Raw genomic sequence first — 18,584 nt, 5'->3', positions numbered from 1 at the left:
TGGCCCACCAGTTCACGCTTGAAATGAGGGGTAGTTATTCGTCTCGGCAACCTAGTGGCAGAAGGGATATGTAAAACGGCGAGTCAGCCGTCTGCATCGGGCCGCAGTGAGTCGCGGGCCGCGGGCGTATCGACGCCGAGGTAGTCCGCGAGTGACCTGAGATCACTCGCCTCGACGCCAAACGCATCGATGGCGTTCCGGTCGACGGTGTTGTCCACCGAGAGTGCCTTCGCCTGCTCGGGCCCGAACGGGACGAACGGGACCGGGCCCGCGAGCGTGAGGCCGAGTTCTGAGAGCGCGAGCGGAATCGGGACGATCTGAACCGACTGGTCGCGGGATGCGTAGAACAGTCGCGTCACGTCGGCCAACGTGAGGCGCTCGGGGCCACCGAGCTCGTACGTTTCGCCGGCGTGCGGGCCGTCGACACAATCGGCGAGCATCGGCGCCAGATCCCCGATCCAGATCGGCTGAAAGCGCATGCGGCCGCCGGCCGGCAACGGCGTGACGTACGCCGTCGTCGTCGCGTCGACGAACGAAAGGAACTCGCTATTCTCGCCGAAGACGACCGACGGCCTGACGATCACCGTCTCGAGCGGGGCCGCCTCGACGGCGACCTCGGCCCGGTGCTTGACTCGCAGGTGTTCTGTCGGCGCGTCGGGCGCCGCTCCGAGACCGCTCAGCTGGCAGAAGCGGTCGACACCCGCAGACTCGGCGGCCGCGAGCAGGTTTTCGGTTCCGCCGAGGTGGATGGCCTCGTGCGACAACCCGCTCGGTGTCTGAAACAGCGGCGACAGTGCGACGAGGTTGTACACCGCGTCCTGGCCCGCTACGGCAGCCTCGACCGATTCGGGGTCAGTGACGTCACCGGCAACGCCCTCCACGCCAGCCGGCAGCGACGACGGCTCTGGCGATCGGGCCATCGCCGTCACGTCGTGACCGCGTTCGGCGAGGTGCTCACACAACGCCGTTCCGATGAAGCCGGTGCCGCCGGCGACGAGGACGTCCATACCGAATAAAGGCGGGCCAGCCGGATATACTTCACTGCAGACACGTGAGACGGGAGACGAGGAGTCCCTGTTACATCCCGGTAGCCCACTCGACAGAATCATGTAGCCGCCGCCGTGAGTCGCGCACATGCTGGTTACGCTCGAGGGCATCGACGGGAGCGGCAAGACGACGGTGTGGGAGGCGCTGCAGGCGGAGTACCCCGACGCGACGTACACCCGGGAGCCGACGGACTCGTGGTACGGCGAGGCCGTCTCACGGTCGATCGGCGACGACGACGCCGACCCGCTCGCCGAACTCTTCCTCTACACCGCCGATCACGCCGATCACCTCTCGCGCGTAATCGAGCCGGCGCTCGAACGGGACGACCTCGTCATCTCCGATCGGTACGCAGATTCGCGCTACGCCTACCAGGGCGCGACCCTCGCCGGTGTCGTCACGCGCCCGGTGGAGTACGTCCGCGGGATCCACACGGCCTTTACTGTCGAACCTGACCTCACGCTGTACTTCGACGTCGATCCCGAGACTGGCGCCAGCCGCGCCGGCGCGACCAACAAATTCGAGCGGGCAGCCATGCTCGCCGCCGTCCAGGAGAACTACGAGCGACTCATCGAGACGGAACCGAATCGGTTCGTCCGCATCGACGCGACGCGCTCGCCCGAAGACGTCATCGAGCGCGTACTCGACGTCCTCGACGAGCGACTCGCAGCCGATCGATCCTGATCGTCGACACCAGACCTGCCGCTGGCCGCCCTTCTCAGTCCATCGCGACGTAGGACTTCGTGTCGAGAATCCCGTCGAGCGACTGTAGCTCCGACGAGACGGTCTCGAGCACGTCGTGTACCGCCTCCGCCTCGACTTCAGCGATCACGTCGTAGTTTCCGGCGACGATGTGGGCGTCGGAGATCAGTTCGATCGAACGGATCGTCGCGAGCAGTCCCGCCGACTTGCCCGCCGAAGTCTTCACAAGCACGTACGCGTGGACCATTAGGCCCGTGGTACCATTTGTCACGACTAAAGCGTTTGGGACAATTCAGCACCTGAGATGCCGGTATTACCATCGGGACTTCCCGAGACAGGTGTGACTGAGGGCAACATTATTCACGGGTGCACGCGTACCCCATACCCATGCGGTTTGTTATCGTTGGTGCCGGCCGGGTCGGCTTACGTACCGCGCGGGTCCTGCGTGAGGAGGGCCACGACGTCACGGTCATCGAGCGCGACGAGTCGACAATCAGGCGCGCCGAGGACGCTGGACTCGACGTAATCGCCGGGGACGGCTCTCGAACGGAAGTCCTAGAGACAGCTGGACTCGACGACGCCGACGCCGTCGGAGCACTCACCAGCGACCTCAACGCGAACTTCGCGGCCTGTATGATCGCCTCACACGCGGGTTGTCGGACGGTGATGCGGATCGACGACGACTATCGCGAAGAGATCTACCGGAAGTACGCAGACGAGGTCGACGAAGTGATCTACCCCGAACGCCTCGGCGCGATCGGCGCGAAGAACGCCCTGCTTGGCGGAACGATCCGCGCAATTGCCGACATCGCCCAGAACCTCCAGCTCGTCGAACTCACCGTCACGCCCGAGTCCCCGGTCGCGGGATACCTCGTCAGCGAACTCGAACTCCCCGCCGACGCACGGGTCCTCGCACACGGCCCCGAGGACGGACCGTTCGAGATCCCACACCCGGACGAGTCGCTCGCCGCCGGTGACCGACTCGTCGTGCTTGCAGACTTCACGGTCCTGAGCGACGTCCGCCAGATCGTCGTCGGCGAGGCCGACGGCGAACAGACGGTCGACCTCGGAGGTGTCCAGTGATGGTGACCGCCTACGTCATGGTCAAGGCCAACACCGGCGACGCCGACCGACTCCGCCGGGAGATCGACGCCATCGACGGCGTCACGGACGTCCATATTGTCGCCGGCGACGTCGATCTCATCGCGAAGGCGTCGGTCGACTCCCCGGCCGCCATCAAGGACGTCGCGGCGACCGCGATCCAGGGGATCGACGGCGTCGAAGGCACGCAAACCTACATCGCCATGGACTGATCGCGACCGACACGTTGCTCGCAAGTACGGCACAGACTCGTCGACCACGTCGGCTTCCGCCCGGCCGCCCCCGGTTCCTTACAATGGCGATCCACCGTCGTCGACCGCCTCCTGACCTCGTTGCTGTGCATTCGTACGGAGCGTCGCCGCCTCGCCGCGATACTCGTAGCCGGGTATGAGCCCCTGCGCGTACGTCCCCTCGACGAACTCGACCATCGCTTTCGCGTCCGCAACGCCCTCGGCGGCGTCCCACGAGACGTACTTCAGCGTCACGGTCACCTCGCCAGCCGGAACGTCACGCTCGACGATCGGCTCGTCGTGCGTGCTGGTGGTCGCGACGCCGAAGACGTCCGCGAGACGGCGATCGAACGTCTCGAACCAGTCGTCTTCGACCACACGGGCGACTTCGTCGACGGTCGCCGCCGAGAGCGTCGGGACCGTGGCGACGACGGAAAATTCACCATCGCGGTCAGCCTCGGCCGCGGACGCGGTCACTCGCGCGTCGAAGACCGTCGTCGTCAGGGCGTAGCCGTCGTCGGTCGGCTCGAACGCATCGTGGGCCGCGAGTGCGGCGTCCACCGGTTCCGGTAGTGTCTCGTCTGCCATTGGCAGGGAGACGGGACGACGGGAAAAGTGCGTTGCGCAGTCGGTCGGGTCGCTCGGCTACGACTCCACGACCGACCAGAGTTCACGAGTGAGCGTCCCGTCCGCCACCACGTCGGCCGCCGCCTCGATATCGTCGGTGAGCGGGCGGTCGCCGTCGAGCGGCGGGACGCGCTCGCGTACCAGGTCGTAGACGACGCTGGTGCCGACGCCGTGAGTCAGGTCGTCGTCGACGTACTCGGCCGCCTCGGCGGCCGCGCAGAGCTCCGTCGCGACGACGTGGCGTGCGTTCGCGAGTGCTGTCCGAGCGTGATCGGCGGCCTGGGCGCTCATGCTGACGTGATCCTCCTGACCGCCGGAGACGGGTGTGTTGTCCGTCGCGGCGCGACCCAGCGAGCGGTTCTCATTGACCAGCGACGCGGCGGTGTACTGGGCGATCATGTAGCCCGACTCGACGCCACTCTCGGTCGCCAGGAACGGTGGGAGGTGATCCTCCTGGAGGTTCGGGTTCAGGAGGCGGTCGACCCGTCGTTCGCTGATGGCGGCGAGTTCGGTCAGCGCCGCCGTGATGTAGTCGAGTCGGAGCGCGAGCGGTTCGCCGTGGAAGTTGCCGCCGGAGAGGACCGCCGCTCGATCCGTCCCGCTCGCACGCGGATCGGCATCGTCGGCGTCGAAGACGAGCGGGTTGTCCGTCGCGCTGTTGAGTTCGATCGCGACGGCTTCGCGGAGGTGGGCCACGGCCTCGCGAACCGCGCCGTGGACCTGCGGGAGACACCGCAGCGAGTAGGCGTCCTGCACCCGATCACAGTTCCGATGGGACTCGACGATCTCCGAGTCGGCCGTCAACGACCGGATTCGCTTGGCGCTCTCGCGGTGGCCCGAATGAGGACGAACCTCGGACAGCACGGGGTGGGAAGGAACCGTGGAACCCATCGTCACCTCCGTCGTGAGTGCGCCGGCCGCGTCGGCCGCCTCGACGACGCGTTCGGCGTCGACGACGAGCAGCGCCGCCAGGCCGACGGTGAGTTGCGTGCCGTTGATCAGCGCCAGCCCCTCCTTCGGGGCGAGCGACAGCGGGTCGAGCCCCGCGGTCGCGAGCGCCTCGTCGCCCGGAAGTCGCCGGCCTGTCATCGGTTCGTCGGCTCGGTCGGTGGCCGCACCCGAATCGCGGCCATCGGTCGCCCCATCGCTCCGGTCGACGATTGCTTCGCCCTCACCGATCAGGACCAGCGCCATGTGCGAGAGGGGCGCGAGGTCGCCACTGGCGCCGAGGCTGCCCCGGGACCGGACGACCGGGTGAATCCCCTCGTTCAGCATCGTCACGAGATGGTCGACGAGGATCGGGCGGACGCCGGAGTGGCCCTTCGCGAGGGCGTTCAGCCGGGTGACCAACATCGCGCGCACGGCCTCGCGACCGAGTTCGTCGCCGGCGCCAGAGGCGTGGCTCCGCAGCAGGTTGTGCTGGAGTCGCTCGAGTTCGTCGGGTTCGATCCGCTCGTCGACGAGTTCGCCGAACCCGGTGTTGACGCCGTAGACTGGCTCGCCCGAGGCGACGACGTCTTCGATTCGCTCTCGCGCGGTCTGGACGTTCGCCATCGCCTCGTCCGTCAGTTCGACCGGCGCGCCGAGTCTGGCGACGCGTTCGACGTCGGCAGGCGTGAGCGTCTCGCCGTCGACACGAACGGGGTCGTCCCCCGTCGGTCGCCGGGCGCGGTCGGTCGGCTCACCCATGGACGCGCTCGCCTCCCTTGAGGACGGTGTCGACGCGATTCACGCCGAAGCTGTAGGGAACGTGGACGTAACTCGGTGCGTCGAGTACGAGCAGATCACCGGGAGCGCCGGGGCGAATCGTACCGGCGGCCGTGGGAACACCGCTCGCTCCGCCGTCGCCGGCGTCGAGTGCTCGCGCGCCGCCGCGGGTGGCCGCTGTAAGCGCGGCTTCGGGGGTCATCTTCATCTTCGCACAGGCCAGCGCGACGGTAAACCCCATCGACTGTGCGTGACAGTTTGGGTTGAAGTCGGAGGCCAGCGCGACGGTCGCACCCGCCTCGCGGAACTGCGTCGGATCGGCGTACTCCGTGTCGAGCGAGAACGCCGCCGCGGGAAGCAGGGTCGCAACCACGTCGGCCTCGGCGAGCGCCGCGGCGTCCTCGTCCGTCGCACGCAGGAGGTGATCGGCGCTGACGGCCCCGACGTCCGCCCCAATCTGGGCGCCGCCGGTGCGGGCGAACTCCTCTGCGTGAATCTTCGGGGTGAGTCCGTGTTCGCGACCCGCTTCCAGAATCCGGCGGCTCTGCTCGGGCGTGAAGACGTCCTCCTCGCAGAAGACGTCGCAGAAGGTCGCGATGCCCTGGTCGGCGACGGCCGGGAGTTGCTCGTCGATCACCCGCTGGGTGTACCCCGCTGCGTCCTCGTCTTCGGGGACGGCGTGGGCGCCCATGAACGTCGGAACCACGTCGACCGGATGCGACTCGCCCGCCCGGTCGATGGCCGCGAGCAGGCGAAGCTCCGTCTCGCGGTCGAGCCCGTAACCGGACTTGACCTCGATCGTCGTCGTCCCGTGTTCGAGAGCCGCATCGAGCTGGGCCGTCAGGTTCGCGACGAGTTCGTCGTCGCTCGCTTCGCGAACGGCGCGAACAGTCCGGAGGATGCCGCCACCCTCGGCCAGGATCTCCTGGTAGTCCGCCCCCCGAAGCCGGGCGGCGAACTCGTCGGAGCGATCGCCAGCGAAGACGCTGTGGGTGTGTGAGTCGACGAAGCCGGGGATCACGCTCCGGCCAGTGGCGTCGACGGCCGTCTCGGCGTTCGCCGGCGGGTACTCGCGCGTCACCTCGTCCGTGGGCCCGACGGCAGCCACTGACCCGTCGACGATCGCGACGGCGGCGTCCTCGTACCGTTCGAGGGTCACGTCCGTGCCGGTGGCGTCCGAGTCCGGACCGACGACGACCTCCGCGGCGTCGTGGACGACCGCGTCGAGTTCAGACACTGGCCTCACCCCCGGCACCGTAGCCGGCGAGGCCATGCACGACCGTCCGGGCGGCGGCCCGCGCCGTTCGATCGCCGTCGTCCAGGCCGGGCGCGCACTCGACAACCTCGAACCCGGCGAGGCGATCGTCGGCGCAGGCTTCTCGCACACACGCGAAGAGTTCCCGTGCGGTGAGGCCACCGGGCGTCGGCGCGCTGACCCCCGGCGCCGCCGGCGCATCGAGGACGTCCAGGTCGACGCTGACGTAGAGGTAGTCCACGCCGGAGACCGTCCGCAACGCCCGGTCGAGCGCCGCGTCGCGATCCTCGCCGACGGCCTCCGCGGTCACCACCGCACCGCCTTCGCCCTGGAGCCACTCGACGTACGTCGTCGACGTCTCGAAGTGGCGCGCACCGACGACGGCGTAGGCGTCGAGGCCGCGGTCGTGCAACTGCCGGTAGGGCGTCCCGGAAGACGGCCCATCCGCGGGCTCGCGCACGTCGAGGTGGGCGTCGAAGTTGAGGACGCCGACCGACCCCGACTCGAGGAGGGGCGCGACGTTCGGGACGGTGAGCGAGTTGTCGCCACCGAGGAAGACGGGCAGGGCGTCGGTCGCGTGGAGGTCGGCGGTCACCGACTCGGTGAGTGCCTGGACGGCGGCGACGTCGGCCTGCTCGTCGAGATCCACGGCGTCCGTCGGCCATGCCACGTCGCCCAGGTCCCCCACGCGCCCGACGGGACCCGCGTCGACGTGATGCGTCTTGACGCCGGCCAGCGCCTCGCGAATCGCACCGGGCCCCTCACGAGCTCCGCGCCGGCCGATGACGGCGCCGTCGTACGGTTCGCCGAGGAGGACGGCGTCGAACTCGCCTGCGGTCGTCACGTCCGCCGGTGTGCCCGCCGCGTCCAGGGTCGCGGACTCGATCACGTCGCCGAACGTCTCGTCGTTCGGGTCGGTCGCCGACGACTCCCAGGCCGGTGGGTTCGAAATCGTGGCTTCGGCCATCAGTCACCACCTCGATCGCGCATGGGGATCGCGACGTCCGACTCGCGAGCGGTGTCGAGGGCCTCCTCGTAGCCCGCGTCGGCGTGGCGAATCACGCCCATCCCGGGATCCGTCGTGAACACGCGCTTCGCGGTCTCGGCCGCCTGCTCCGTCCCGTCGAGGACGACGTGGTTGTTCGTGTGCAGGGCGTTGCCGATGCCGACGCCGCCACCGTCGTGAACCGAGACGATGTCCGCGCCCGCCGCGCAGTTGAGCAGGGCGTTCAGGATCGGCCAGTCGGCCACGGCGTCGGTGCCGTCGCGCATGGCCTCGGTCTCGCGGTTGGGGCTCGCGACGGAACCGGCGTCCAGGTGATCGCGGGTGACGACGATCGGCGCCGTGATCTCACCCTCGCGGACGAGGTCGTTGATCCGCAGGGCGAAGCGGGCGCGCTCGGTAAGCCCATCTTCACCAGTGTGATACCCCAGCCAGCACACCCGCGACGGCAGTCCCTGGAACTGTACCTGCTCCTGGGCGAGTTCGATCCAGCGCCCTAACGACTCCTTCTCGGGGAACAGGTCGAGGACGGCCTCGTCCGTGCGGTAGATGTCCTCGGGATCGCCGGAGAGCGCGGCCCAGCGGAAGGGGCCACGGCCCTCGCAGAACTGCGGGCGGATGTACGCTGGGACGAAGCCGGGGAAGTCGAACGCCGTTTCCATCCCGCGCTCGTCCTGTACCTGGCCACGAATGTTGTTCCCGTACTCGAAGGCGATCGCGCCGCATTCCTGCAGGTCGAGGATACCCTGGACGTGGCGTTCCATCGTGTCGATGCTCTCTTCGACGTAGCGATCCGGATCCTCGTCGCGGAGCGAGTCGGCCTCGGCGACGGTGTACCCCGACGGATAGTAGCCCTCGAGGGCGTCGTGGGCGCTCGTCTGGTCGGTGACGATGTCGGGCACGAACTCGCGTTCGAGCATCGCTTCGAGCATGTCCGCGGCGTTCATGTGCACGCCGACGCTGTACGATTCACCCGCCGCGGCGGCCGCCTCGGCGCGCTCGATGGCTTCGTCGAGGTCGTCGGTCTTCTCCTGACAGTAGCCCGTCTCGATCCGGCGGTCGATGCGCTCCTCGTCGACCTCCGCCGCGATGCAGACGCCGCCGTTCATGGTGACGGCCAGCGGCTGGGCGCCGCCCATTCCGCCGAGCCCACCGGTGACGACGATGCGACCCTCGAGGTCCGTCTCGTCGTACTCTGCGCGTGCGAGCGCGGCGAGCGTCTCGTAGGTTCCCTGGATGATCCCCTGCGTGCCGATGTACGCCCACGACCCCGCGGTCATCTGGCCGTACATGATCTTGCCCTCGGCTTCGAGCTCGTGGAAGTGCTCCCAGTCGTCCCACTTCCCCACGAGATTCGAATTGGCGATCAGCACCCGCGGGGCCCGCTCGTGCGTCCGAAAGCGCCCGACTGGCTTGCCGCTCTGGACGAGCAGCGTCTCGTCGTCCGCGAGATCCCGCAACTCCTCGACGATGGCGTCGTAGGCATCCCAGCTCCGGGCCGCGCTCCCGGTCCCGCCGTAGACGACGAGCTCCTCGGGTTTCTCGGCCACCTCGGGATCGAGGTTGTTGTTGAGCATCCGGAGGGCGGCCTCCTGACGCCACCCCTCGCACTCGATCTCGGTGCCAGTCGACGCACCCTGGTACGCCCGCCAGGTGTCGCTGGGCTCACCACGGTCGAACGGCTCGGAAGTGTCCTGCATACCTGTCTCTCGACCGCGTCCGTCAAAACGTCTCACCCCACCGCATGGAGGTGGGTTGAAGTACGTCCGGGACGAGTCGCCTGCATGCACGAAGCGACGTTCCGCCTCGAACCCGCCGGTCCGTACGGCGAGCCGACGGCCGGGACCGACACCACCGTCGCACTCTGGTGTAACGACCACGCGGACCTGCTCTCGATCCGCGGCGACCCGACCGCCGTCCTCGCGGCTGTCGACGAACGTGTCGGCGTCGGTGACCGAATCGACCGCGGCGATCGAACCCTGGCCGTCACCGCGGACTGCCTCGGCGAGGAGGGCGGCACTGTGGATCGCTCCCTCCGGCGACACGGGTGTCTCCTCGTCCCGCCGCTACGGTACGAACGCGGTACCAAGCTCGTCCAGGTGCTCGCACTCGACCCGGACGACCTCACAGCGCTGTACCGCGATCTCGTCGACGAGAGTTCGGTCACCGTCGAATCCAAGCGCTCGTTCGACCAGCCGGACGCGGGTGAAAACCGGGGGCGGTCCCCGTTCGACACGGCGCCGACGCTGTCACCACGGCAACGGGAAGCGCTCACGACCGCCCACGAACGCGGCTACTACGAGCGACCGCGCGAGGTGACCGCCGAGGCCATCGGGACGGAGCTGGACGTCACCCGCCGAACGGCGGCCGAACACCTCCGACGTGCCGAGCAGAAAGTGATCGACGCGTACGTCGAGCGATCGGCGCATCGGTAGCGAATGCACCAGTTCTGCAAGCTGGAGTGACCAGGTTCGAGAGCACGACCAGCCATTCTATTTGGGTCACTGTTCGCTTGATCCTATCCGCTAACCAGTAGCTATATTATCCATTACGTCGACCATTCGCACGGAAGCCGCGTCCGCACGGGTACGAAAGTGCCCCGGGTGTTAGAGCACCCGAGACGTGGCTTCCAAATCCTTCACGGGATTTTGTCAGCCATGTTCCGCAACACACCATCGAGACAAAAAGGTCTCGCACGGCCGTTGCCTAGAGAGTCGTATCGCTACCCGTCTCGAAGCTTCGTTTTCCGGGATTGGGGGCCGAGTCGCTTCGAGCAGTTCGACCGACAGAACTGCGAGGTGCTCGGATGAAATCCGTCGAGCGAGAGCGTGACGGGACCGGCGATACGGCTCACGATCAGGAGTGCTATCGGTGTGATCGGGACGTGGCACCGGCGCGGCTCTTTCGGCTCGTCTCCGAGCCGCCGGCCGCGCTCTCACACGACTACCAGACCGCGGAGCGGTTCTGTTGTCCGGACTGTGCCGCCGCGATGAACCTCTCCGAGTTCTCGGAGCGATTGAAAGCACACGCTCGTCGGGGTTAGGAAATATAAGATGCCAAATTCACATGGTTTATAAAACATGCCGTGGGCTACCACATAGTATTCATTTGTGAATGGGTGTCCGAACCTTTCGCAACAACTATTTAGCAACATATCATTTCTATTTGTAATTGATGTACACTAGACGGACAATGCTTCGTGGTGGGTGCGCCACGATTGTAGCTGGAGTAACTGCGTCAGCAGCTGGATGTCTCACTGACGGGGAGCAAGCCAATAATTCTGCCGAGGAGTACAATAGTGCGGTTGACTTACTCAAGCAAAATAGTGAAGTTTTCAACGAATACGGTTCGCAGGAAGAGTTGCCGGATTCATTTAACAAGGAAGAGATTCACCGCCGTGTCAATTCTGCCGAGCAGCATTTAGATGAGGCGAAAAGCGGTGCGGATGATGAACTGTCGGCAAAAATAGACAATGCAGAGGCCATTGCAAAATACCAGCGCAAAGCAGCGAGTTATAACGCATTATTAGTTGATCAGAAGCATTGCATGGACAGTTTCGGTTCACTATCTTCGGCCGAAAGGTGGGAAGATGCAAACAAGAAAATTAAGGAGTGCGTGTCGGGATTTGACGAAACCGAAAAAGCGCTGACTGAAACCCAATCAGCGTATAATGACATAGATCAGGAACTATTGGACGAAGAGGGCCGATTGGAGGTAGAAGATCTTGGCGATGAGCTGCAATTTGAAGAAGAAACGTTGAATGTTGTAGGAGAATTGATAAACAGTTTTGATCTCTTCGCCGAGGGAATGCCAGTTCTCATGGGTGGGTTCGAGGATTATGAAGCCGAAAATTGGCATAGTTCCCAAGAGAAGTTTGAAGAAGCGAGAGATACGTTTGCACAAAGTGAGGGACGACTCTCCGAATTGGAAAACGACCCAGATCTGCCAGCGTCATTTGAATCTGATGTTGTGGAGACGCGTTGTTATGTGGATGCACTACGAGAAGGTACAGATTACTGGGCAAAGTCCGCCGCCGCGGCGAATCGTAGGAACTGGAACGACGCCGAATATTACGCCCAAGAAGGAAACACAGCATTCGATCGCTGCAGCATGTAACATATAGAAGATTGTTCTAATTTTCCTAACTTCTTCAAATTCATCACACCCTCCAACTCGAATGTGATGTCGGATCACGCCGGTGACTGATGAGGTTCAAGCTACGCCCAAACCGTCCTGCTTACCCACCACGTTCCCTGCGCGGGCTACGACTGACGTCCTCAAATCCCGCGTTACGCAGACACGTCTCTCACGTTCGTTCGAGACGCTCACGGATCGCTCCGCTCGCCGTTCGCAAAACCGAGAGACTCACTGACGTTCGTCTCTCGCATGCGAGGGTTGGGATTTGAACCCGATGGCGAGACGGTCGCCCTCGCTTCGCTCGGTCGCTGCGACTCGCGTGGTTCAAATCCCTTCTCGATTGCCGCTGCTCGCGAATTGCTCGCAGCACAAATGCGAGGGTTGGGATTTGAACCCAAGGACCCCTACGGGAGCGGGTCTTAAGCCCACCGCCGTTGGCCTTGCTTGGCTACCCTCGCGGGAATGCATCTGCCCATTGCTTGGGGGTGTGGATGGGTGTTTCGGTGTTCGGTTGGGCGGCGCATTGCTGGTGCGGTTTTTGGTGAGAGTTTGCCAGTGGTAGGAGCGAAGCGACTGGAAGGCAAGGTACCTGTCCGAAAGAGAAAAACGTCGGCGAAGCGGACCCCCATCAGCTTCACCGACCCCCCATCCCTGACTCTCGTCAGGTACTTCGACGGTTGGGATCAAGAACCATTAATATTTCTATTCACTCCGAAGCGGAATGCAGGGAGTGGGACTTACTCGTCGTCGAGGGTGACGGAGTCGATCGTGATCGGGTCGGTCGGTTTGTCGTTGGCGTCGACGTCGGTCGAGCCGATGTCGCTAACGACGTCCATGCCGTCGGTGACCTCGCCGAAGACCGCGTGTCGGTCGTCGAGGTGGGGCTGGGCGTCGAGGGTGATGAAGAACTGCGAGCCGTTCGTGTTGGGGCCGGAGTTGGCCATCGAGAGTTTGCCGGGGCCGTCGTGGCGGAGTTCGTCGTGGAACTCGTCGTCGAACTCGTAGCCGGGGCCGCCGCGGCCAGTTCCCGTCGGGTCACCGCCCTGGATCATGAAGCCCTCGATGACGCGGTGGAAGGGGACGCCGGCGTACAGCGAGTCACCGCGTGTCTCGCCGGACTCGGGGTCGGTCCAGGTCGTCGTGTCGGGAGCGGGTTCGTCGTCGGCCGCCGGATCGTGCTCGGCCAGGTTCAGGAAGTTCTCCACGGTTCGCGGAGCCCGCTCTTCGTACAGTTCGATCTCGATGTCGCCCTCACTCGTGTGCAGGGTTGCCGTTGGGTTTCCCATGTCCGCGCCGACGGGACGGGCGGTGAAAACGGTGGTGATTCGACGAACCCGCGAGTCGCCCACCCGCGGCGTCGAACGTGGTCACCAGCCGTACGACTCGTGGACGGCGAGTCCTTCCTCGAGCAGGACGGGACCGACGACGTCGGTTCGGTCACCCAGGACGTCTGCCGCACGGACGGAGGGTGTCCCACCGGTGAGGGCGGCGAGATCCTCGGCACCGACGCTGTAGACGACCCGAGCGAACCCGGCCGTGGCCATCCCGCCGGCGCACATCGGACACGGTTCCGTGCTGGTGTACATCACCGTCTCCGCGCGTTCCCCGGGAGTCATCTCGCGGACTGCCAGGTGGGCGAGGTGTAGTTCCGGGTGCCGGCGGATGTCGTCCTCGGTGACGATCCGGTTCGACGCCTCACGGACGATCTCGTCGTCTCGAACGAGGACGCTCCCGAAGGGCTCGTCACCTCGCTCGGCGGCCTCGTTGGCGAGCGCGAACGTCCGACGCATGTGGGAGTCGTGGTCGAAGTTGTCCAGGGAAACAGCCGTCACAGTAGTCGACTATCGGTCGCCACCTTTTAACAGCGAGGGAATACCGCCGTTCACGGTGGGCGGGAATCGCGTACGCTCTGTTCCATAACCGCCGTTCAACACCTGGCCAACCCCCCGACGATTATAACACTACACAACCACTTGTGGTATGTGGCATTGAAGCGTACCGCCCGCGTCAAACTCACCATCCCGGACGACCGGCGAGACGATCTCAAGCGAACGATGCTAACGTTTCGGGAGGTCGCCCAGCAGTTCGTAGACCGGGGCTGGGAACGCAACGAGGACGGCTACGTTATCACAGCAAGGTCGCACCTTCAGTCACTCGTCTACAAACAAATCCGCGAAGACACCGGTCTACACTCGGATCTATGCATCGGTGCAGTCAATCTCGCGGCAGACAGCCTTCGGAGTGCGGTCGAACGTATGAAGGCCGGCAAGCGGGCAGGCAAACCGACGTTCACCGCTCCGACGATGACGTACAACACCAACGCGGTGTCGTACTTCACGGATGGCGACGAGTCGGGTTACTGCACGCTCGCAGCCTACGGTGGCCGGGTTCGTGCCGAATTCGTTTACCCACCGGACGAAGACTGCCCGCAACGGCAGTATCTTAGCGGGGACGGGTGGGAAGCGAAAGGCGCGACACTGCACTACGACCGCGACGGTGGCGACTACTACCTTCACGTCACGGTAGAACGCGACGAACCGGAAACGGAGTTGGGAGAGGCCGAGAACGGAACGGTTCTCGGCGTAGATTTAGGCGTGGAGAATATCGCCGTCACAAGCACGGGAACGTTCTACTCCGGTGGGCTGTTCAATCACCGCCGAGACGAGTACGAACGGATCCGTGGATCGTTGCAACAGACCGGCACGGAGTCGGCACACAGAACCATCGACCAGATCGGGAACCGAGAGCGGCGGTGGAACAACGACGTACTGCACCGAATCTCGAAAGCGTTGGTTCAAGAGGCGATCACGCACGACTGTTCTCACATCGCCTTCGAGGACCTGACCGATATTCGGGACCGAATGCTCGGTGCGAAGAAGTTTCACAGTTGGGCGTTCCGTCAACTGTACGAGTATGTCGAGTACAAAGCCGCCGAGTTCGGCATCCGAACTAAACAGGTCGATCCGGCATACACGTCTCAACGCTGTTCAAAGTGCGGGACGACACTCCGCGAGAACCGAACGTCACAAGCCGAGTTCTGCTGTCAGAAGTGTGGCTACGAGGTTCACGCAGACTACAACGCCGCGAAAAACGTTGCAACGAAACTACTCCGGTCGGAGCAGAAGTCTCCGTCCGGAGGGGCGACCAATCAACTCGCCCTGAAGTCGGGAACGCTGAACGGGAACGGCGAATTTACGCCTGCCTCTCCATAGGCCAAACCGGGAGTTCACCGACAAACGCCGGCCTTCAGGCCGGGGAAGTTGATACGGAAGGCGTTCACGCTCGCTCAGTTCCGCCAGACGGACTCCCGGACCGATACCTCTCTTCGACGTGACCAGTTCCCCATACGTACATACCGCCGTCCGTGGAAGACCCTGGCATGGCCGCAGGCACCCACACTGCAGCGCGCATCTCGCTGGCGACGCTCCCCTCCGGCGTCGAGGTTGCGACGACGATTCACACCTACGATGGGGCAACTGACGGCCCCACGCTATACGTTCAGGCCGCCCAGCACGGACGAGAGGTCAACGGAACGGCCGTCCTCCGCCGGTTTCACGATCGGCTCCCGCGAAACGGCCTCGCCGGGCGAATCGTGGCCGTCCCCGTCGCGAATCCGCTCACGTTCGATCGCGTCTCCTACACCACGCCCGAGATCATCGACAGCGTCAACCCGAACATGAACCGGGTCTGGCCGGGTGACGACGAGGGATCGCTCCACCAGCGCATGGCGGCCACGCTCTGGGAGTACGTCGAGCGCGCGGACGCCGTCGTCGACCTCCACACCGGCAGTCCCGACATGTACCCGCACGTCGTCTATCTCGACGGAAGTGATCGGTCGCGCGCACTCGCCAACGCGTTTGGCACCGACCTCTTGCTGGGCGAGGAAGCCGGTGAGGACGCCACCGACGAGTGGCATCGTCGCGGCTTCGCCGGCAAGCTCCGCGTGGTCGCCGACCGCGAGGGGATCCCGGCTATCACTCCCGAACTCGCCCACAATCGCGAGATCGTCGACGACGTCGTCGAGGCGGGTGTCGACGGCCTGCTCGACGTCTGCCGACACCTCGGGATGCTCGATGGTTCCGTCCCAGCACGAGACCAGACCGTCGCCAGAAACCATCTCGGGCAGGTCACCGCGTCGGCGTCGGGGCTGTTCCGCCCGAAGGAGACGCTCGAACTCGGCGACTCGATCCCGGCCGGCGCCGCCGTCGGGACGGTCTACGATCCGACGACGTACGAGACACTCCAGAACGTCGCCACCGATCGCGCGGGGATCCTGTACGCGCTCACCCGGGAGGCGACCGTCATGGCTGGCGACAAACTGGCGAGCGTCGCGATCGTTCGAGACGAGTGAGCCGCCGGTCAGCAACGTGACGGCGTTCCAGCGGGAGTGTGGCGACCGGCAGCCCGTTACCCGGCGTCGGTCGGCCACGCCATGATGGTATCGAAGTCACCGGGCGGTATCGGCCCGTCGAGGAGGGGGTCGTCGGTCTCGACCATCCAGGTGTGAAGTCGCTCGGCGAGGTCGCGCCGGCGATCCTCGTATCGGGGCTCGTTCGCCACGTTGTCCACTTCGGTAGGACCCTCGTAAAGGTCGTAGAGTTCTTCGAACGGACGAGTCGGGACGGCGTAGGCCTCGCGAACTTCGCGCCCGGACTCGCTCGCAAAGACGTCTCTCGGCAGGTACACCCGCGGGAGGTACCAGAAGTTGCGGATGTACTTGAATCGGTCAGTTCGAATGGCACGAATCGGGTTGTACATGTCGTGCCAGGTCATCTCGAGGAAGAGTTCGTCGCGGTGTTCGTCATCCGCACCACTGAGTAGCGGTCGAAAGCTCCGACCGTTGACCGCAGTCGGCAATGGGACGTCGAGCAGATCGAGCAGCGTCGGGGTGACGTCGACGTTACTGACGAGAGCGTCGAACTCGCGGCCACCGCTCGCGAGTTCGGGGTGGGACATGATCAGCGCGGCTTCGACCCCGGGGTCGTAGCACGTCCCTTTCGCGCGGGGGAACGCGATGCCGTGCTCGGTCGTGAAGACGACGAGCGTCTCCTCGTCGAGGCCAGTCTCTGCGAGGCACGTCCGAATGCGGCCGACGGCGTCGTCGATCGCGTAGACCATGCCGTGCATCTCCGAAAGGTCCTGCCTGATCCCGCGGCGATCTGGAAGGTACGAGAGGGGCCCGACGTCGTCCGGATCGTCGGCATCGTAGCGACCGCGCTGGAACCCGTATCGGCCGTTGGACTCTTCGACCCGGTGCAGTTCGAAGAAGCCCACCGACGCGAAAAACGGCGCGTCGAACGCACGCTTCTCGAGGAACGTCGTCACGACGTCGGTCACGTTCGTCGCCCGGTTGACCTGGTGGACGGCAGGCGAGACCCCCGGATACAGATTCCCTTCGGAGTGGACGTACTCGTATCCCAGCCGGTCGGTGTCCTGCGTGATGTGCTGGAGCCCGAAGAGGTGCGTTTCGTAGCCAGCCTCGGCGAGGTAGTGCGGCAGAATGCGTTCGTCGTCATTTAGCTCCCACTCCCCGTGAGCGAGCCCCATGAGTCCGTTGACGTGCGGGTAGCACCCGGTCATGAGACTGCCGCGACTGGGCGAACACTGCGGTGCCGTCCCGAAGTGATTCTCGAATCGAACGCCCTCCGCCGCAAGCGCGTCGACGTTCGGCGTCTCGATCGGAGCCCCGTAGCAACCGAGATACTGACCGAGATCGTGGCAGTGGATCAAGAGGACGTTCGGCGTCGCCGTGGCCATACGCGGCGAACCACGACTGCCGGCAAAACGGTTGGCTCGCCTCGCCGAAATTGAATCAGGTTCGTGCGGGCTACCACGGGCTCAGTGACGAACAGGGTGGCACACTAGCTAGCGAGACGTCACACCGCGAGGCGGTCGGCGAGCGACGCAGCCTGGTCGGTGAGTTGCGTCGTCGTCTCCGACGCCGTTTCGAGGTGGGACGTGATCGCGCGATACAGGCCGGCGGTGTCGAGTTCACCGGTGTCGTCCCGCCACTGATCGGCGTCTCGCACGGCCGTTCCGCACGATGGACAGGCCTCGGTCCCGAGGATCGACTCAAGACAGACGTGGCAGCGTCCCTCCACGGAGACGGCGGTCTCGACGAGACCGAGAACCGTTCGAAGCTGGCGCTGGAGGGCCGTCGCAGTGTTCAGGACCGTCTCGAACGCCTCCACGGTGGCCCGGTCGAGGTCCGTGTCGGCCAGCACGGGCTCGGAGACGGCGTATTCGTCTGCCGACGGATCGGTGCCCAGCGGGTCGAGCGCGGACCGGTCGACGCCGGCAGCCGCCAGGTGTCGATCGACGACAGCCAGGCCGAGAGCGCTCCGTCGCCGCCCGTCGCGGTACTCGCGGCGACCATCGTCGTCGTCCAGCCCGCCGGTCGTCTCGGTCGCGAGCGCCGCGATATCCGCGACCACGCTCCCCTGGGTCTTCGTCACGGTTCGAAGGAACCCCATCCCACCAGCGGCCGGGTCGCCGGCCAGGCGATCTCGCCACGCCGGGGTCGCTCCGTCGAGAAGCGCCGCACAGTCGGCACAGACAGTCACCATTTCGGCCCCACTGTGGCGTTCGCCGGGATCCCAGACGGACGCGTCGGGATCGCGATCGGCCGTCAGGGCCGTGTCGCAGTTGACGCACCGGCGCCCGTCACGATCGAGGACGTCGATCGAGTCAGTCACGACCGACTCGATACGGGCAGTCGCGAAAAACGTTCGGATCGGAGTCACCGGCAGTCGAGGGGGAGGAGTCGTGAAATCGGTGG

The 18,584-nt window shown here is 65.1% G+C and carries 19 protein-coding genes and 1 tRNA gene; 8 read left to right on the top strand and 12 right to left on the bottom strand.

All coding sequences use genetic code 11. From position 1 onward, the window contains the following. Window positions 1-83: 83 nt before the first annotated feature. On the bottom strand, window positions 84-1,007 hold the full coding sequence (locus tag HALRU_RS04705) for a complex I NDUFA9 subunit family protein (protein WP_015300254.1): 924 nt from the start codon (window positions 1,005-1,007) through the stop codon (window positions 84-86). Window positions 1,008-1,134: 127 nt separating this feature from the next. Here HALRU_RS04705 and tmk point away from each other — a divergent pair, with 127 nt between their 5' ends. Next, window positions 1,135-1,728, top strand: a complete 594-nt coding sequence (gene tmk, locus HALRU_RS04700) for a dTMP kinase (RefSeq protein ID WP_015300253.1) — start codon at window positions 1,135-1,137, stop codon at window positions 1,726-1,728. A 34-nt stretch (window positions 1,729-1,762) separates the two neighbouring features. Here tmk and HALRU_RS04695 read toward each other — a convergent pair whose 3' ends face one another. Next, a complete protein-coding gene (locus HALRU_RS04695; protein ID WP_015300252.1) occupies window positions 1,763-1,993 on the bottom strand; it encodes an Lrp/AsnC ligand binding domain-containing protein in 231 nt (76 codons plus the stop codon). A gap of 140 nt (window positions 1,994-2,133) precedes the next feature. On the opposite strand from HALRU_RS04695, the gene HALRU_RS04690 reads away from it, so the two are divergent. Both HALRU_RS04690 and HALRU_RS04685 read left to right on the top strand, forming a co-directional pair. Further along, entirely contained in the window at window positions 2,134-2,829 is a 696-nt protein-coding gene (locus HALRU_RS04690) for a potassium channel family protein (protein WP_015300251.1), read from the top strand. After that, window positions 2,829-3,059 (top strand): Lrp/AsnC family transcriptional regulator, encoded by a 231-nt coding sequence (locus tag HALRU_RS04685; protein WP_015300250.1) that lies wholly within the window; start codon window positions 2,829-2,831, stop codon window positions 3,057-3,059. The genes HALRU_RS04690 and HALRU_RS04685 overlap by 1 nt, the downstream gene beginning before the upstream one ends. A 78-nt stretch (window positions 3,060-3,137) precedes the next feature. Here the strand turns inward: HALRU_RS04685 and HALRU_RS04680 are convergent, their stop codons facing one another. The 5 genes from HALRU_RS04680 to hutU are packed head-to-tail and all read right to left on the bottom strand — an operon-like array spanning window position 3,138 to window position 9,369. Then, window positions 3,138-3,665 carry a DUF5813 family protein gene (locus HALRU_RS04680; protein ID WP_015300249.1) on the bottom strand — a complete coding sequence of 176 codons (528 nt, stop codon included), beginning with the start codon at window positions 3,663-3,665 and terminating at the stop codon, window positions 3,138-3,140. 57 nt (window positions 3,666-3,722) lie between these two features. Continuing rightward, entirely contained in the window at window positions 3,723-5,393 is a 1,671-nt protein-coding gene (gene hutH / locus HALRU_RS04675) for a histidine ammonia-lyase (RefSeq protein WP_015300248.1), read from the bottom strand. Continuing rightward, on the bottom strand, window positions 5,386-6,648 hold the full coding sequence (gene hutI / locus HALRU_RS04670) for an imidazolonepropionase (RefSeq protein ID WP_148680440.1): 1,263 nt from the start codon (window positions 6,646-6,648) through the stop codon (window positions 5,386-5,388). The genes hutH and hutI overlap by 8 nt, the downstream gene beginning before the upstream one ends. Further along, window positions 6,641-7,633, bottom strand: coding sequence for a formimidoylglutamase (hutG, locus tag HALRU_RS04665; protein ID WP_015300246.1), 993 nt, complete (start codon window positions 7,631-7,633; stop codon window positions 6,641-6,643). Before hutG ends, hutI begins: the two co-directional genes overlap by 8 nt. Next, entirely contained in the window at window positions 7,633-9,369 is a 1,737-nt protein-coding gene (hutU, locus tag HALRU_RS04660) for a urocanate hydratase (protein ID WP_015300245.1), read from the bottom strand. Before hutU ends, hutG begins: the two co-directional genes overlap by 1 nt. Window positions 9,370-9,453: 84 nt before the next feature. On the opposite strand from hutU, the gene HALRU_RS04655 reads away from it, so the two are divergent. The 3 genes from HALRU_RS04655 (at window position 9,454) to HALRU_RS04645 (ending at window position 11,785) form a co-directional block, all read left to right on the top strand. After that, on the top strand, window positions 9,454-10,104 hold the full coding sequence (locus HALRU_RS04655; RefSeq protein ID WP_015300244.1) for a helix-turn-helix domain-containing protein: 651 nt from the start codon (window positions 9,454-9,456) through the stop codon (window positions 10,102-10,104). A gap of 371 nt (window positions 10,105-10,475) precedes the next feature. Continuing rightward, window positions 10,476-10,712, top strand: coding sequence for a hypothetical protein (locus tag HALRU_RS04650; protein WP_015300243.1), 237 nt, complete (start codon window positions 10,476-10,478; stop codon window positions 10,710-10,712). 149 nt (window positions 10,713-10,861) lie between these two features. After that, window positions 10,862-11,785 carry a hypothetical protein gene (locus HALRU_RS04645; RefSeq protein WP_015300242.1) on the top strand — a complete coding sequence of 308 codons (924 nt, stop codon included), beginning with the start codon at window positions 10,862-10,864 and terminating at the stop codon, window positions 11,783-11,785. Between the two features lie 394 nt (window positions 11,786-12,179). Here the strand turns inward: HALRU_RS04645 and HALRU_RS04640 are convergent. From HALRU_RS04640 to HALRU_RS04630, 3 genes are all read right to left on the bottom strand, one after another. Further along, a tRNA-Leu gene (locus HALRU_RS04640) sits at window positions 12,180-12,264 on the bottom strand. A gap of 279 nt (window positions 12,265-12,543) precedes the next feature. Beyond that, window positions 12,544-13,092, bottom strand: a complete 549-nt coding sequence (locus HALRU_RS04635; protein WP_015300241.1) for a peptidylprolyl isomerase — start codon at window positions 13,090-13,092, stop codon at window positions 12,544-12,546. Between the two features lie 81 nt (window positions 13,093-13,173). Next, window positions 13,174-13,638, bottom strand: a complete 465-nt coding sequence (locus tag HALRU_RS04630; protein WP_015300240.1) for a nucleoside deaminase — start codon at window positions 13,636-13,638, stop codon at window positions 13,174-13,176. A 150-nt stretch (window positions 13,639-13,788) separates the two neighbouring features. On the opposite strand from HALRU_RS04630, the gene HALRU_RS04625 reads away from it, so the two are divergent. Together HALRU_RS04625 and HALRU_RS04620 are read left to right on the top strand one after the other, a co-directional pair. Then, window positions 13,789-15,018 carry an RNA-guided endonuclease InsQ/TnpB family protein gene (locus HALRU_RS04625; RefSeq protein WP_015300239.1) on the top strand — a complete coding sequence of 410 codons (1,230 nt, stop codon included), beginning with the start codon at window positions 13,789-13,791 and terminating at the stop codon, window positions 15,016-15,018. Window positions 15,019-15,185: 167 nt separating this feature from the next. Beyond that, a complete protein-coding gene (locus tag HALRU_RS04620; RefSeq protein WP_015300238.1) occupies window positions 15,186-16,157 on the top strand; it encodes a succinylglutamate desuccinylase/aspartoacylase family protein in 972 nt (323 codons plus the stop codon). 56 nt (window positions 16,158-16,213) lie between these two features. Here the strand turns inward: HALRU_RS04620 and HALRU_RS04615 are convergent, their stop codons facing one another. Together HALRU_RS04615 and HALRU_RS04610 are read right to left on the bottom strand one after the other, a co-directional pair. Beyond that, window positions 16,214-17,563, bottom strand: a complete 1,350-nt coding sequence (locus HALRU_RS04615; RefSeq protein ID WP_015300237.1) for a sulfatase family protein — start codon at window positions 17,561-17,563, stop codon at window positions 16,214-16,216. A 119-nt stretch (window positions 17,564-17,682) separates the two neighbouring features. Continuing rightward, window positions 17,683-18,501, bottom strand: coding sequence for a hypothetical protein (locus HALRU_RS04610; RefSeq protein ID WP_015300236.1), 819 nt, complete (start codon window positions 18,499-18,501; stop codon window positions 17,683-17,685). Window positions 18,502-18,584: the final 83 nt, after the last annotated feature.

This window comes from Halovivax ruber XH-70 (assembly GCF_000328525.1).
Taxonomy (GTDB): Archaea; Halobacteriota; Halobacteria; order Halobacteriales; family Natrialbaceae; genus Halovivax; species Halovivax ruber.
This window is presented reverse-complemented; position numbering and strand designations above follow the sequence as displayed.